12 protein-coding genes and 2 tRNA genes are annotated in these 14,779 nt (G+C 62.3%); 10 read left to right on the plus strand and 4 right to left on the minus strand.

The genetic code is table 11. The features are described 5' to 3' along the window. Positions 1–28: 28 nt before the first annotated feature. The 7 genes from C0V76_RS03900 (at position 29) to C0V76_RS03930 (ending at position 8,481) form a co-directional block, all read left to right on the plus strand. A complete protein-coding gene (locus tag C0V76_RS03900) occupies positions 29–1,327 on the plus strand; it encodes a hypothetical protein (protein WP_173893971.1) in 1,299 nt (432 codons plus the stop codon). After that, positions 1,324–2,040, plus strand: coding sequence for a hypothetical protein (locus tag C0V76_RS03905; RefSeq protein WP_101941082.1), 717 nt, complete (start codon positions 1,324–1,326; stop codon positions 2,038–2,040). Before C0V76_RS03900 ends, C0V76_RS03905 begins: the two co-directional genes overlap by 4 nt. A 20-nt stretch (positions 2,041–2,060) precedes the next feature. Further along, entirely contained in the window at positions 2,061–4,853 is a 2,793-nt protein-coding gene (locus C0V76_RS03910; protein WP_101941083.1) for an AAA family ATPase, read from the plus strand. Positions 4,854–4,951: 98 nt separating this feature from the next. Beyond that, positions 4,952–6,025, plus strand: a complete 1,074-nt coding sequence (locus tag C0V76_RS03915) for a GGDEF domain-containing protein (RefSeq protein WP_101941084.1) — start codon at positions 4,952–4,954, stop codon at positions 6,023–6,025. A 104-nt stretch (positions 6,026–6,129) separates the two neighbouring features. Continuing rightward, the gene (gene lysS, locus C0V76_RS03920; RefSeq protein WP_101941085.1) at positions 6,130–7,644 is read left to right on the plus strand and encodes a lysine--tRNA ligase; all 1,515 of its coding nucleotides are present in this window, start codon (positions 6,130–6,132) and stop codon (positions 7,642–7,644) included. A 95-nt stretch (positions 7,645–7,739) separates the two neighbouring features. After that, complete coding sequence (locus C0V76_RS03925) at positions 7,740–8,336, plus strand: phosphoribosyltransferase family protein (protein ID WP_101941086.1); 597 nt, start codon at positions 7,740–7,742, stop codon at positions 8,334–8,336. 55 nt (positions 8,337–8,391) lie between these two features. Continuing rightward, positions 8,392–8,481: transfer RNA gene (locus C0V76_RS03930), tRNA-Ser, on the plus strand. A gap of 161 nt (positions 8,482–8,642) precedes the next feature. Here C0V76_RS03930 and C0V76_RS03935 read toward each other — a convergent pair. Further along, positions 8,643–8,727, minus strand: a tRNA-Leu gene (locus C0V76_RS03935). Positions 8,728–8,777: 50 nt separating this feature from the next. Here C0V76_RS03935 and queA point away from each other — a divergent pair. Beyond that, entirely contained in the window at positions 8,778–9,815 is a 1,038-nt protein-coding gene (queA, locus tag C0V76_RS03940; RefSeq protein ID WP_101941654.1) for a tRNA preQ1(34) S-adenosylmethionine ribosyltransferase-isomerase QueA, read from the plus strand. Between the two features lie 22 nt (positions 9,816–9,837). Here the strand turns inward: queA and C0V76_RS03945 are convergent, their stop codons facing one another. From C0V76_RS03945 to C0V76_RS03955, 3 genes are read right to left on the minus strand one after another with little or no spacing between them, the layout of a single operon-like run. Next, entirely contained in the window at positions 9,838–11,250 is a 1,413-nt protein-coding gene (locus tag C0V76_RS03945; RefSeq protein WP_101941087.1) for an efflux transporter outer membrane subunit, read from the minus strand. A 13-nt stretch (positions 11,251–11,263) separates the two neighbouring features. Beyond that, a complete protein-coding gene (locus tag C0V76_RS03950) occupies positions 11,264–12,487 on the minus strand; it encodes an HlyD family secretion protein (RefSeq protein WP_101941088.1) in 1,224 nt (407 codons plus the stop codon). A gap of 1 nt (position 12,488) precedes the next feature. Then, on the minus strand, positions 12,489–12,992 hold the full coding sequence (locus C0V76_RS03955) for a DUF3302 domain-containing protein (protein WP_216821652.1): 504 nt from the start codon (positions 12,990–12,992) through the stop codon (positions 12,489–12,491). A 184-nt stretch (positions 12,993–13,176) separates the two neighbouring features. Between C0V76_RS03955 and tgt the strand changes: the two genes are divergently transcribed. Both tgt and yajC read left to right on the plus strand, forming a co-directional pair. Next, positions 13,177–14,286 (plus strand): tRNA guanosine(34) transglycosylase Tgt, encoded by a 1,110-nt coding sequence (gene tgt / locus C0V76_RS03960; RefSeq protein ID WP_101941089.1) that lies wholly within the window; start codon positions 13,177–13,179, stop codon positions 14,284–14,286. A 75-nt stretch (positions 14,287–14,361) separates the two neighbouring features. After that, a complete protein-coding gene (yajC, locus tag C0V76_RS03965) occupies positions 14,362–14,685 on the plus strand; it encodes a preprotein translocase subunit YajC (RefSeq protein ID WP_101941090.1) in 324 nt (107 codons plus the stop codon). Positions 14,686–14,779: the final 94 nt, after the last annotated feature.

Here is a 14,779-nt window from a genome sequence, read left to right on the forward strand (position 1 = left end):
TGCCGGCTTCCGTCTCCCCGGCCCACGCATGATCGAACAGTCCGCCCCGATTTCAGACTTCGACCTCGCCGGCTTCCTCACGCCCGGCGTCGAGCCCGACGACGTCCCGGCGCTGTGGTCGCTGGTGCGCTCGCGCGAGCTGATCAACACCTTCATCACCCTGTTCCGTGGTGGCGAGGAAGAGGTGTTCATCCGCCTGCACGTGCTGCGCGAGATCAGCGCCCGAGCTGATCACCCGCGCTGGGAGCCGGACGAGCTGCGCCGCCACTTCGCCTACATCGATCCGATCAAGCTCGAAACCGTGCTCGGCCGCCTGCGTGGCAACGGTCTGTTGGTGTATGGCGAAGACGGCAGCTACCAGTTTTCCGACAGTGGCCGTAACGCCGTGGCCGCGATGGCCATGCTGCTCAGATTCGGCGACAACGAAGATTCCGAGCTGGGCTTCCTCACCACCCAGCTCGCCGGTATGCAGGCCACCGGCACGATCACACCGGAAGTGCTGCAGCACCTCCTGGCCAAGCTCAATGCGCTGACCGCTTCCTTTGAAGACGCCATCGCCTCAGGCTCCGAATTCCGCATTCTGGACGCCCGCTCGCGCCTCACTGGCAATGTGCGCTGGCTGGAAAAAGGCACCACCATCCTGCGTGGTCTGCTCTCCGAGGACGAAATCAGCCCCGAGACCAGCCGTGTCGCGCATGCCATCGGTCTGGCCCAAAGCCGCCTGGCCAGGGTCGATGCGGCCTTCCAGCGGGCCCTCAACAAGATCGAATCACAGCGCGTCACGCTCGGCGCCTCCGGCGTGTCGTCCTCGGATGCAGCCGCCTGGCTGCGCAGCCTGGATGTGCGCCGCATCGCCGCGCTGGCCGATGGCGCGCTCGGCGCCGGCCCGCAGATGCAGTTCATCGCCGGCGGCCATGAGCTGCTCGACCGCGCCGAAAGCTCGCTCTCCGAAGAAGTCCGCCAGATGGAGGCCGACGCCACTTTGCCGCCGGCCGAAGATGCACCGCAGGACGAAGTCGCCCCGTCCGAAGACTTGGGCCTTCTGATCAAGCTCTCCGACAAGCTCGCCGGCATCCCGGCAGCAGCACCGGCCAGCAAGCTCATTCTCGGCGGTGGCTTCGGCCCGGCCAGCTATCGCCTCTCGCTGCTCTCGCTGCTGGGCAACGAGGAGGCCGGCGCCTCCGGTCCGGTGGCCGATCTCACACAGATGCCCTACGACCTGCAGCTTGAAGACTGGCTGGTCGAAGTCATGGAAGACGAAATTTCGCACATGTCCGCCGGCAATGTCGTGCGGCGTGATGCCACAGTCGTGGAACCCAAGCCATGAACATCGAAATCACCGAACTCACCGCCCGCCTGCTGGCCCACCGCTGGCTACCGCGCGCCGATACCCAGGTGCGCCGCGCCCTCGTCGATGAAGCCTTCCGCCTCGAGCTGGAAACCAACCTCGCGGCAGTGGGCTTGCAACTGCTCGACAACCCCTTCGCCGAACATGTTGCCGTAGGTCTCAAGGATGAAGTCATGGACGCCGTATTTGGCGGCCGCGATTATCAAGCCAGCACCATGGGCCTTACCCGCGACGAGATCGCGCTGCTGATCGTGATCTGGGCGCTGATCATCCTCCCCAAGCGCGAGCGCCAACTCGGCCGCCGCCAACTCGGTGACGACGGTCAGAACGACATGTTTGGCCAGGAAAAACCCATCGAGCATGGCGACACCGTCTCCGGCGCGATCTCAGAAGCCTCACTACTGGCCGACTTTGGCGCCCAGCTCGGCGGCCGCACCAAGATCCGCAACTTCGCGCTGGGCAAGCTCGCCCGCCTGGGCTTCATCGTGCGCAGCAACGGCTATCTGCATGAAGGCCCGCTGCTCGACGTACTGCTGGACTACCGCGTGCTGGCCGACCGCATCATCAACGGCACCCTGGCCGACGTGCTGGCCGCCGCCGGCCGCGCGCTGCCGGCTGGAATGGGCGAAGACGAAGAAGAACTGTTCGACGACATCAACGCGATCGACGACGAAGTCGAAGCCCGCCGCTAACAACGGACCATAGATACGACATGTTCCACATCCGCGATATCGAACTCGTTCACTGGGATTTCTGGCGCCGCTTCACGCTGCCCCTGGATGCCCACATCATCACCATCGTCGGCCCCAACGGCTCGGGCAAAACCACCCTGCTGGACGCGATGCGCACACTCTTCGCGCTCAAGTGTTCGGGCAAGCGCGATTTCCGCCGCTATGTACGCCGCTCGAACCACGGCTTTGCGTGGATCCGCGCCACGGTCTCGAACCAGCCCGGCAACACCGGCAAGCGCCCTTTCTTCCCCTGCCTCAAGGACCAGGTCACGCTGGCCTGCCGCGTCAAGCGTGCTGGCGGTGACTGGAGCCGCGAGTACTGCATCGAAGACGGCAACGTCACCGTCGAGCAGCTCGAAGAAACCGCCCAATTCGTGGGCCTGCGCGATTACCAGTCGCGCCTGGCCTACGCCGGCCTGACACCGGCCATCGCCAAGGTGCTGTCGCTCGAGCAGGGCGACACCGACAAGCTCTGCGAATACTCGCCACGCGCCCTGCTCGATCTGGTGTTCGACGTGTTCGGCGACAAGGAAGTGCTGGACAACTATCAGGCCGCCCGCGAAGAGCAGAAAACCGCCCAGCGCGAGCTGGAAGCGCTGGCGCTGGACCTGGAAAAGCTCAAGGCCCAGGCCGAAGCCCGCCGCATCGAAGCGGATCGCTTCCTCGAAGGCCGTGAATTGCAAGCCGAGGCCACCGCACTGGAGGCTGAGGCCATTCCACGTCTGGAAATCGCCGAATTGCAGGGAGAGATCGCCAGCTGGCGCGAGAAGCTCAAACGCGCCCGCCATGAAGTGATTACCGCCATCGAAACCCGTGCTGCCTCGGAAGAACGCGTCGCCGCGCTAGCCGGAGAAAAGGCCCAGGCCGAAGCCTGGCTCACCGATGCCAGCAAGCGTCAGAAAGAGATCGACAGTCAGTGGCTCACCGCCCGTGATGCCCTGCGCGACGTGGAGAAGAAGCTCGCCGAACGCGATGCTTTGAGAGAGCGCGTGGCCAAGGAGCATGGCGCCGCCGCGCTGGACTCCGAAGACGCGGCCGCCAACGCCTACAACGAATGGCAAGGCGTGCGCACCAAGGTGCGCGAGCTTACCGCCCGCTTCGAAGACGTCACCGCCCGCCTGCGTGAAGCCCAGGGTAAGGGTGGTACACCGCACGACAGCGAAGTGCAGCGCTTCCGCAGTGCCCTGAATGAAGCCAGCATCGAACACAAGCTGCTTGCCGAGATCACCGAGGTGACGGATGCCAGCTGGCAAGGCGCCATCGAAGCCATCCTGCGCCCCTACCGCTCGCTGATCCTGCTTGAAAACGAAGGTGATCGCCATGAAGCCTGGGCACTGGGTGAGCGTGAGCGCTTCCGCCACTTTGTGGTGTCAGACCGCGCTCCCTGCCCTGACGCAAACCCCGGCAGCCTGCTCGAAGTCGTGCGTTTTGCCGGCGAGCCGCCGAAGTGGCTCTCCGAACTCCTGAACCGAATCCGCCGCGTCGATAATGCCCAGGCTGCGGCCAAGCTGCCGCGCGAGCAGGACTGGATCACCCGCGAGGGCTATCACCGCGAGCGCCGCGGCGCCCGCCACCTGGGTGTGCCGCACGACTTCTGGTTCGGTGAACTGGCCCGCACGGCCCGCCTCGAAGCCCTGCAGCAGGAAGTTGGCGAGCTCGACAAGCAACTCGCCTGGGCGCGCAAGAAGCAGGATACGGCTGAGGCGGCCATGCAAACCGCGCGCGAAAAGCTGCTCGGCATGCAGGCCGCCGAGCTGATGCTGGCCCGCGCCGCGGAATTCGAAGCCGCCGAACAGGACAAGGCCAGTCTGCAGGCCGCCCAGCAGCAGGCCGAAGCCACGCTCAACGAGGCCCGTAGCAAAGTCGACCAGTGCAAGGAGCGCCTCTCCGGCATCGCCATCGAAACCGACCGCCGCTCGCGTGATCTGGCTTCCGCCCGCGAGGTGCTGGCCCGAATGGCCACCGAATCACGTCCTCAACGCCTGGAGCAGGCCGCTCGCCTCCTGAAATTGCGCAGCAAGCGTCGCGGCATGCCGGCCGACTGGCTCTCACCCGCCGCCCAGGAAGAGCTTGCCGAGCACTATGGTGGCCTTTCGGGCGCACGCAACGAACTCTCGCGCCTCAAGCGCCGGCTCGTCGACGGCGAATGGCCTAGTGACGAAAACGTGCTGGTCATCAAGGAAAAACTCGGCCTGGAGCTCCATCAGCGCGAGGGCGACTACGGCCAGCGCATGGCCTACTCCGAGCGCACCAAGCAGATGGTGGACGAAGCCCGCGCCGCCTACATCGCGCGCCTGCGCGCCACGGTGCGCCAGTACGGCAAGAACCTTCGCGCGCTGGGCGATCTGGCCGGCATCAACGTCGAATGCCCGGTACCGGTGCTGGATAACGACGACAGCACGCTAGCTGCCGCTGGCCTCGAAGTGGCTTTCGACTTCGACCAGAAAGGCGCCCAGACGCTCAATGATGGTGAGGCTTCAGGCGGCCAGCAGGTGATGAAATCCCTGATTCTGCTGATCGGTCTATTGATGGACGATGCCCGCCCCGGCGGCTTCGTGTTCATCGACGAGCCCTTCGCCCACCTCGACGTGGCCAACATCGATCGCGTCGGTGCTTTCCTTCGCGCTACCCGCGCCCAGTATCTGATCACCACCCCGGTGACCCACAACGCCAATGTCTTCCAACCGGCCCAGCTCACCCTGGTCACCCGCAAGAAGAAACCAGCGGACGCCTGGGCCCCGCCGATCGGGGTTTTACGCCGCCAGATCGACTAAAACAGTTTTTTTGCGATCTACCCGGGGGTACGGGATCAAGCCCGGGACCTTCGCGTCGTAAATGACACGAAGCCCTGCTCGTTTCCGGACCCCCGCTGATGCGAACCGAAGTTGCCCTGCTGCGTCTGCTGAAGAAGCTCCAGTCCCTCGAAGCCTCGCGGGATCGCCTTGCCATTGCCGAATCACTGGTAGTGGCTACGCTGGAGATCCTCGATGCACGCTTCGCCCTGCTCCACGTTTTCCGTGCCACGCCCAGCGGCTATCTCACGGCCCCTCTGGCTTGGGCTGTCGCCGGCGGTGAATCGGCCACAACCAATTTCGATCACCTCGACGTTGACGAAACCCACCTCGCAGCCGAACCCCTGCTCGAAGAATGCGCGCTCGCCCCCTCGGGCGTTACGACCCATAAGGAAGAAGGCGGCTTCGTGCTGGGTTTTGCCGTCGGTCCGCAAGGCTGCCCGGTCGCCGTGGCAGAAGTCCATTGCAATGAGCGCCCGGTCGACGAATTGTGTGCCTGTGTGCATGAATTGCTGGCGATCTACGCGGAACACGTCGGACTGCTCGACTACGCCGAGCTCGACACTCTCACCCGCCTGAACAACCGCAAGACCTTCGACGAGAACTTCGATCGTTTCATAGACCTGGCCCAGCAAGCGGCCCATCGCCGTGAAGAGCATCAGGCCAGTGAGCATGAAGAAGACCGTCACTGCTGGCTGGCCGTCGTGGATATCGACAAGTTCAAGCGTATCAACGACAGTTTTGGCCACCTTTTTGGTGATGAAGTGCTAATTCGCGTGGCCGATCTGCTGCGCAAGAGCTTTCGCGGCAGTGACAAGTTGTTCCGCTTCGGTGGCGAAGAATTCGTGATCCTGCTGCGCCATGTCTCGGCGACCAACACCGCCCACATCCTCGAGCGCTTCCGCGAAACCGTGGAAAAGCATGAATTTCCGCAGGTCGGCCAGGTCACCTGTTCGGTCGGCTACGCACGCATTGACCCCACCCTCTCGCCGGCAGAAATCCTTGGCCACGCCGACGACGCGCTGTACTACGGCAAGGAAAACGGGCGCAATCAGGTGCAACAGTTCGAAGAATTGCTCAAGCTCGGCGTACTCAAACAAGCCCCTGCCCCCATGCTGGATCTGCAGGCGGATATCGACGAGCTGTTCAAATAGCCGTCTCCAAGGCTGCACGCGACTGGCGAGGTGCCCCCTGATCGGTCAAAATAGCGGACTTTCGCCAGCACGCCGCCGGCATCACCTTGCCCAAGACACCGATCATGTCCGAACAGACCACCCCGCCCGTCGAACAACCCGCGCAGGACGAGAACCACATCATCGCCGAGCGCCGCGCCAAACTTGCTGCCTGGCGCGAGACGGGCAAAGCCTATCCGAACGACTTCCGTCGCGAAAACCTCGCCGACAAGCTGCATGCCGGCTACGGCGAAAAGAGCCCGGAAGAGCTCGAGGCCACCCCGGTATCGGTCACGGTCGCTGGCCGCATCATGCTCAAGCGCGTGATGGGCAAAGCCAGCTTCATCACCATCCAGGACATGTCCGGCCGCATCCAGCTCTACGTCACCCGTGATGGCGTGGGCGAAGAAGTCTATGCCGCCTTCAAGGCCTGGGACATTGGCGACATCGTCGGCACCACCGGCAGTCTGTTCAAGACCAAGACCGGCGAGCTCTCGGTCAAGTCCAAAACCATCCGCTTGCTCTCCAAGTGTCTGCGCCCGCTGCCGGACAAGTTCCACGGCATGTCGAATCTGGAAATGCGCTACCGTCAGCGCCATCTTGATCTGATCACCAACGACGATTCGCGCGCCACCTTCATCGCCCGCAGCAAGCTGATCTCCGCGATCCGCCGCTACATGGACAATCACGGCTTCCTCGAAGTCGAGACCCCGATGATGCATCCGATCCCTGGCGGCGCTTCGGCCAAGCCCTTCATCACCCACCACAACGCGCTGGATCAGCAGATGTTCCTGCGTATCGCGCCGGAGCTCTACCTGAAGCGTCTCGTGGTCGGCGGCATGGAGAAGGTGTACGAGATCAACCGCAACTTCCGCAATGAAGGTCTCAGCCCGCGCCACAATCCCGAATTCACGATGATCGAGTTCTACGAAGCGTATGCGGACTACCGCACGCTGATGGACTTCGTCGAGGGCCTCCTGCGCCATGCCGCGCGCGAAGCACTGGGCACCGAGCAGTTCCAGTATCAGGGCCGCGACCTTGATCTGGGCAAGCCCTTCGACCGCCTCACCGTGATTCAGGCCGTGACGAAGTACTGCCCGGAATTCACCGAAGCCCAGCTCACCGACGAAGCCTGGCTGCGCGAAGAGCTGGCCAAGCGCAAGGCGCTGCCCAAGGGCAACGTCGGCATCGGCGCACTGCAACTCGCGTTCTTCGAAGAAACCGCCGAGTCGCTGCTGTGGAACCCCACCTTCATCATCGACTACCCGGTGGAAGTCTCCCCGCTAGCCCGCGCCTCGGACGCCAACCCCGGCATCACCGAGCGCTTCGAACTCTTCATCGTCGGCCGCGAAATCGCCAACGCCTTCTCCGAGCTGAACGACCCGGAAGATCAGGCCGAGCGTTTCCTCTCCCAAGCAAAGGCCAAGGATGCAGGCGACGAAGAAGCCATGTACTACGACGCAGACTACATCCGCACGCTGGAAAGTGGCCTGCCGCCCACCGGCGGCTGTGGCATCGGCATCGACCGTCTGGTCATGCTGCTGACCGACAGCCCGGCGATCCGGGATGTCATTCTCTTCCCGCAGATGCGTACGGAGTAGACACACGCACACTCAGCAGACAAACCGGGCTCGCGGCAACACGAGCCCGGTTTGTCCATTCAGCTCTCGAATCCTCGTCCAAACGTACAACCACCATGACCGTCTCATTGAACAGCCCGATGCCTGAACTCGCCGACCGTATCGAACGCGAAGGCATCGTCCAGGGCAACGAAATCCTCAAGATCGACCACTTCCTGAACCACCGCATCGAACCGGGCTTCATGCAGCGCATGGCCCGTGAAATTGCCGTCCGTCTGCGCCAGTTCAAGCCAGACATGATCCTCACCGCCGAAGCCAGCGGTATCGCGCCAGGCCTGATGGTTGCCCTCGAACTGGATGTGCCGATGGTCTATGGCAAGAAATACCATCCGGATGTCGAGATCCCATCTATCTCGCGTGTGATCCCATCCCCCACCAAGGGCGGGCAAGTCAAAATGGTCGTCAGCCAGAAATACCTCACGCCGGGTCTGCGCGTTGCCATCGTTGATGACTTTCTCTCCAACGGCCGCACCGCCACCGCCCTGGTAGAAATCACCAAGGAAGCCAACTGCACGCCAGTCGCCGCCGCCTTCCTAGTTGCCAAGAGCTTCAAGCAAGGCCACAAGATGCTCGAAGCCGCCGGCGTCCCCGTTGTCACCCTGGCTCAGGTTGACGCACTGGTCGATGGCAAGGCGATTCTCCACAAAGGCTGAAAGCTGCCGTAAAAGCTAGACAAACGCGCCAAGCCCTATATAATGCGCGGCTCGCGGAGAGGTGGCAGAGTGGTCGAATGTACCTGACTCGAAATCAGGCGTAGGTGTAAGCCTACCGTGGGTTCGAATCCCACCCTCTCCGCCACTGATGCAAATAAAAAAGCGCCTCCTGAGGCGCTTTTTTATTTTCCCGTCACGAATTGCCAAAGCCTTGCACGCAACGCAAAAACTCAGCGGCTGACGCCGTGGCAGCGAGGAAAAGACGGGGAGTGTTGGAAAAACCTGGAAAACCTGAGGGGCTTGCTGTGGTGCCGGGAAAGGGACTCGAACCCTTACACCTTGCGGCGGCGGATTTTGAATCCGCTGCGTCTACCGATTCCGCCATCCCGGCACGGGAGGAGGCGCGGATTATGGCTCAAGCCTCGCTGTAACTCAAGCCGAATCATGCTCACGCTCGACGATTTTGATTATTTTCTGCCCCCGGAACTGATCGCGCAAACAGCGCTGCCCGATCGCTCAGCTTCGCGTCTGCTGGTCGCAGGCCCTGACAGCCTTGAAGATCGTGTATTCCGCGACCTTCCCGGATTGCTGCGCGCCCACGATCTGCTTGTTCTTAATGACAGCCGTGTACTGCATGCACGCCTCTTCGGCCACAAGGAAAGTGGTGGTCAGGTTGAGGTGATGGTGGAGCGCCCGATTGGAGATCACGAAGTGCTGGCCATGATTCGGGCCAGCAAATCCCCCAAACCGGGCGGACGCATCCGGCTGATGGAGGCCTTTGACGTTGAAGTAATTGGCCGCGCCGGCGCAAATCAGGAGTTTTTCCAGCTACGTTTTCCGACCGACGCTTCGGCCGTCGATTACATCGAGCGCTACGGCAAGTTGCCACTCCCGCCCTATATCGAGCACAGCGCCGATTCGGGCGATGAAACCCGTTACCAGACAGTGTATTCGCGTGAGCTGGGCAGCGTGGCTGCCCCCACGGCAGGCCTGCATTTCGATGACGAGCTGTTTGCGGCACTGGATGCCAAGAGCGTGCGTCGCGCCTTTGTGACCCTGCACGTCGGCGCCGGCACCTTCCAGCCGGTGCGCGAGCACGACCTCTCAAAGCATCAGATGCATCGCGAGTACTACAGCATTCCGCAGGACACGGTGGATGCGATAGCCACCACGCGGGCAGCCGGAGGACGGGTGATCTGCGTGGGAACAACCGCGCTGCGCGCGCTGGAGTCTGCCGCGCAACACGGAGAAGTGAGAGCTGGCAGCGACGAAACCGGCATTTTCATCATGCCCGGCTACGAGTTCCGCGTAGCGGATGCACTGATCACGAACTTCCACCTACCCAAATCGACCCTGCTGATGCTGGTTTCGGCGCTGGCGGGCGTCGATACGATCCGCCAGGCTTATGCTCATGCCATCGCAAACCGTTACCGCTTCTTCAGCTATGGTGACGCGATGTTCCTGAACCGGGCGCGCTGAGCGCGCCCGGAAAAGGTTGGGCTCAGGATTTTCCGGCAGCGTCCGCAGCCGGGCTTTCGAAGCCACCACCCAGTGCAAGATAGGCATTCGTGCGCTGCATCAGGAATTCGCTCTGCATGCGCAGCAGGGCAGACTGCGCCGCATAGGTGGCCAGTTGCTGCTGCTGCAGGGCGCGCATATCACCCGAGCCGACCTTCACCCGCACACCGGCCAAATCCAGCGCACGCTGGTTTTCGGCCGCACTGCGCGTGAGGATGGCCGTGCGCTTGCGGGCGGAGATCTCGGCAGAGAGTGCGTTCTCGACTTCAGCGAAGGCTCTCGCGCCCACCTTGGCATATTCAGCCACGGCCTGTTTCTGCTCGGCACTGCGGACTTCTACCTGCCCTTGCAGCGCCCCGCCAGTGAAGATCGGTGCGAGCAGGCTCGCGCCCAGCCCCCAAACCGGATTGTCGCGCTCCTTGAGCAGGAACACATCACTGGAAATGGCGTTGACGTTCGCCGTTAATGAGAGACGCGGCAAGCGGGCTGCCTTGGCCTCATCCACACGCGCAAACGCTGCCGCCACACGCCGCTGTGCGGCAATCACGTCCGGGCGCCGCTCCAGCAACTCGGAGGGCAAACCGGCCGGAATGTCGCCTGCCACCTGTGGAAGCTGGGCGGGCAACTTCAGCGACTGCCCGGGATAACGCCCCAACGCAACTTCCAGCGCACGCACGGCCTGGGTCTCAGCCAGCGCTAGTTGCTGCACGGCATCCAAATAGCCCTGCAACGCGACCTGAGCCTGAGCCACTTCCAGACCATCACCTCGCCCAATGCGTTGGCGCTCCTCGGCATATTTCAGCAGATGGGCAGAAGATTCCTGCATTTTCCGGGCAAGCTGCTTCTGCTGCCCAGCTTCGATCGCCTGCAGATAGCTCTTAGTCACCAGCGCGACTAGCGATTGGCGCGCGTACTCCGCATCCGACACAGCCGAAGCATACTGTTGCGACGCAAATTCACGCCCACCACGCACCCGCCCCCACAGATCCAGCTCCCAGCTAGCAAACAAGCCCACCACACTTATGCCGGAACCGTCGCCACCAGACTGAGCCAAGCCATCCTTCGCGATAAAATTCACCTGCGGAAGCAAGGAGGAGCCAGCCACCCTGGCATACGCAGCCGCCTGCTCGACACGGCTGGCTACAACCTTGAGGTCAGGATTGTTGAGCAAGGCCTCGGCAACCAATGCCGATAGTTGCGGATCCTGGTACTGATCCAGCCAGCCCGGCACCACCGCACCGATTGCTGCGGCCTGCCACTGCCCCGGCAGCGGCGCCGCCGGCAGGGCCTGCCGATACAGCTCGTCTGCCGCAGGCGGAGTCGTCAGGGCGCAAGCGCCCAAGGCGGATGCCAGCGCCAGCAACAGGGCTGGCCGCATGAATGAAGTCTTGTGCATCAGGCTCTCCCGCTCAGTGCAGCTTCAACACCAGGTAGTTCGTATAGGCGCTAACGCGAATGAACACCTTGCGCAAAATGTGGATAGCCGCCACCGAATCCGTGTACACCGCCGCCTGACCCGCTGCACCGGCGGCCATGAAGAGATCCTTGTCTTTCTCGGCCACGTCGAACTTCACCGCAAAACGTCCCGGTGGAGCCGTCAGCACACCGGTCATTGGCATGGTCCCGCTGGGAGGCATCTGACCCTGGCCCTGGGCCCAGATAATGGAATCGACCTTGGCCTTGATGACCTTGCCCGGCGTCGTATAGAGCACGAACTCGGCTTCGTTGCCCGGCTTGATCTGATGTAACTCGTTCTGGCCGTACAGGGCCACCACCTGCCCGCTCGTTTCCACCAGACTCATAACCGCGTTAAAAGGCATGGCCGCCACAAAGGCGCCCGGACGCAGCTGGAGGTTAACGACATAGCCATCAACCGGCGCGCGCACCGTGGTCTGATCCAGCTCCCACTTGGCGTTATCGAGCTGGGAGCGGATGGCGGCCACTTCGGCATAATCATTGCCCACTCTGGCCGACAGTTTCTGCTCGACCTGGGTCTGGCTGGCCAGGGCCTGCACTTCGGCACTGCGTGCCTGAGCTTCGGCACTGCGCGCCGCATCCAGATTGGCTTCCGCCTCTTTCAGATCCGTCTCGGCCTTCTCCAGATCGAAACGATTACCGGCACCCGTCGCAACAAGTTCCTTGTTCTGCTCCACCCGCTTGCGGGCCAACTCGAGCTTGGCCTGCACTTCACGCACCCGCGAACTGGCCGCCTGAATGCCACCCTGGGCTTCACTGACCTTACCCTTGGCGCCCTTGAGTTGCTCAACCAGCTGGCGCTGATTGCCTTCGGCATTCGCCAGCTGCGCTTCGAAGCCACGCACGGCCTGCTGGTAAGGCGTCGGATCGATGCGGAACAGCACATCCCCCTTCTTGACCGGGCGGTTGCCCTCCTCGACCGGAACCTCGATCACGCGACCACGCACCTGGGCCACGATGGGGACGGTGTATTTGAATACCCGCACATCTGAAGAAGACGGCGCCACTACGTTCAGGGTCAGGATCATCACGGTCAGCGCAATCACCGGAATGGTCACCACAATCACCTGCGAAGTCAGATTCCAAGGTAGCCATTTCTTCTTGATGAAGACAAACCAGACGATGGCGGAATAAATACCGAGTAGCAGGATATCCATCTCAGTTCGCCCCCCCTTGAGTCTGATTCAGGCGCGTTTCCAGCGCCGCAATGCGTTGCATGAGAGCAGCCACGTCAGCCTTCTCGGCGGCAGAGACTTGTGCCAGCCCCTTCTCGGTGGCTGCGAGACGCTCCTTGTCATGGAACTCGTCGCTTTTATCCGTTCCATAAGCGGCCTTGTGCAACACCGGCTTGGTGTAGGCCCACAACCAGGCCAGAGGCCAGAGCAGACCACCGAACACCAGCGACAGCAGGCACAGGGTGGTAATGGCCGGCGTCTGCGGGTGATGCTTTTTGTGAGCAATTTTTTCAGGCAGGACATGCACGATCCAGAACAGACCGATGACCACTGGTGGCACGATGAGCAGCACCACCACGGCCATGAAGTCGGCCACGGCATCGAGTGCTTCCCCATGCAGGAAGCTGGCTTCAGCAGCCAGCGGCAGGGCACCGATCAACAACAAGGGCAGGCAACGCAACAAGCGCTGCAGCGACGAGGTTTTCATGAGCAACTCTCCGGTCATGGTCAAACAGAACGGTATCCGAACGGATACTAATTCAACACTCGCATGCTCCCGACCTAGTGTCGCTGCGCCGCAACACCGGCTTAGAGCGCCCCGCAGGCGAGATCCTGTATCCTTGCGAACCTGTTTCAAGTCTTGGCGACATGCCTGTCGCCCACGCCCAGCCATGCATTTCCAGCTTCTCTCCACTTCAGGCCAAGCCCGCCGCGGCCGCCTGCAACTCGCGCACGGCATCGTCGAAACGCCGGTGTTCATGCCCGTAGGTACCTATGGCACCGTCAAGGCCATGAGCCCGCACGAGTTGCTGGAAATCGGCGCCCAGATCTGCCTGGGGAATACCTTTCACCTGTGGCTACGCCCGGGAATGGAAGTTTTCAAGCAGTTCGGTGGTCTGCATGGCTTCATGGGTTGGGACAAACCCATCCTCACCGATTCGGGCGGCTTCCAGGTGTTCTCCCTCGGAGCTCTGCGCAAGATCACTGAGGAGGGCGTGAAGTTTTCCTCGCCGATCAATGGCGACAAGCTCTTCCTCACCCCCGAGATCTCGATGCAGATCCAGCACGGCCTGAACAGCGACATCGTGATGATCTTCGACGAGTGCACGCCCTATCCCGCCAGCGTGGATGAGGCCGCCAAATCGATGCGCATGTCGGCGCGCTGGGCACGCCGGTCGCGTGACGAACACGACAAACTCGGGAACCGCAACGCCCTTTTTGGCATCGTCCAGGGGGGGATGTACGAAGATCTGCGCGACGAATCTCTGGCAGGCCTGCAGCAGATCGGCTTTGACGGTTACGCCATCGGCGGGCTGTCAGTTGGCGAGCCGAAAGAAGATTTTTACCGCGTACTGGCCCACACCGGCCCGCGCTTGCCGGCGGACAAGCCGCACTACCTGATGGGCGTCGGCACGCCAGAAGATCTCGTATATGGCGTGTCACAGGGCATCGACATGTTCGACTGCGTGATGCCTACCCGCAATGCCCGCAACGGCTGGTTGTTCACGCGCTGGGGAGATCTCAAGATCCGCAACGCCAAGCACAAGCAGGACACCCGCCCGATCGACGAGAGCTGTGAGTGCTACACCTGCCGCCATTTCTCGCGCGCCTATCTGCACCATCTGGATCGCGCCCAGGAAATGCTCGGGCCGCGCCTGATGACCATCCACAACCTGCATTACTACCAGCATCTGATGCGTGAAATCCGTGCTGCCATCGAAGCCGATGACTACGCCGGATTCCAGCTGCGTTTTGCTGCGGAGCGGCAGCGCGGCGCCTGATTTCGCTCAGGCCGACCTGCCCGCAAGGGCTGTTATACTCGGCCGCCTCAAAGACCCCATTTACGGAGCCTGACCATGATTTCCGACGCTTTCGCACAGACTGCTGCCTCTTCCGACCCCACCGGCGGATGGATGGGCCTGCTGCCCATGATCCTGATGTTCGTGGTGCTGTACTTCCTGATGATCCGCCCGCAGCAGAAGCGCGCCAAGGAACACAAGTCGCTGCTCGACGCACTGGCTGCAGGCGACGAAGTAATCACCAGCGGCGGTATTGCCGGCAAGGTTGCCAGCGTGGGCGAGAACTTCGTCAAGATCGAAATCGCCAGCGGCGTGGAAATCTCGGTGCAGAAACCGGCCGTGGCCACCGTGCTGCCCAAGGGCACGCTGAAGGGCGCGTAATGCATTGACGGGGGCGCCAGCCCCCGTTTGCATGCAGCCCTTGCGCTACGCCGCGTCCCGCTTCGCGTTCTGTTTCGCGTCACTTCCTACCCAG

The organism is Uliginosibacterium sp. TH139 (assembly GCF_002855595.1).
Taxonomy (GTDB): domain Bacteria; phylum Pseudomonadota; class Gammaproteobacteria; order Burkholderiales; family Rhodocyclaceae; genus Uliginosibacterium; species Uliginosibacterium aquaticum.

Bases quoted from the DNA above. Each gene is read 5' to 3' on its own strand.
- C0V76_RS03900 (WP_173893971.1), top strand. From the start codon at position 29: ATGATCGAACAGTCCGCCCCGATTTCAGACTTCGACCTCGCCGGCTTC.
- C0V76_RS03905 (WP_101941082.1), top strand. From the start codon at position 1,324: ATGAACATCGAAATCACCGAACTCACCGCCCGCCTGCTGGCCCACCGC.
- C0V76_RS03910 (WP_101941083.1), top strand. From the start codon at position 2,061: ATGTTCCACATCCGCGATATCGAACTCGTTCACTGGGATTTCTGGCGC.
- C0V76_RS03915 (WP_101941084.1), top strand. From the start codon at position 4,952: ATGCGAACCGAAGTTGCCCTGCTGCGTCTGCTGAAGAAGCTCCAGTCC.
- lysS (WP_101941085.1), top strand. From the start codon at position 6,130: ATGTCCGAACAGACCACCCCGCCCGTCGAACAACCCGCGCAGGACGAG.
- C0V76_RS03925 (WP_101941086.1), top strand. From the start codon at position 7,740: ATGACCGTCTCATTGAACAGCCCGATGCCTGAACTCGCCGACCGTATC.
- C0V76_RS03945 (WP_101941087.1), bottom strand. From the start codon at position 11,250: ATGCACAAGACTTCATTCATGCGGCCAGCCCTGTTGCTGGCGCTGGCA.
- C0V76_RS03950 (WP_101941088.1), bottom strand. From the start codon at position 12,487: ATGGATATCCTGCTACTCGGTATTTATTCCGCCATCGTCTGGTTTGTC.
- C0V76_RS03955 (WP_216821652.1), bottom strand. From the start codon at position 12,992: ATGAAAACCTCGTCGCTGCAGCGCTTGTTGCGTTGCCTGCCCTTGTTG.
- tgt (WP_101941089.1), top strand. From the start codon at position 13,177: ATGCATTTCCAGCTTCTCTCCACTTCAGGCCAAGCCCGCCGCGGCCGC.
- yajC (WP_101941090.1), top strand. From the start codon at position 14,362: ATGATTTCCGACGCTTTCGCACAGACTGCTGCCTCTTCCGACCCCACC.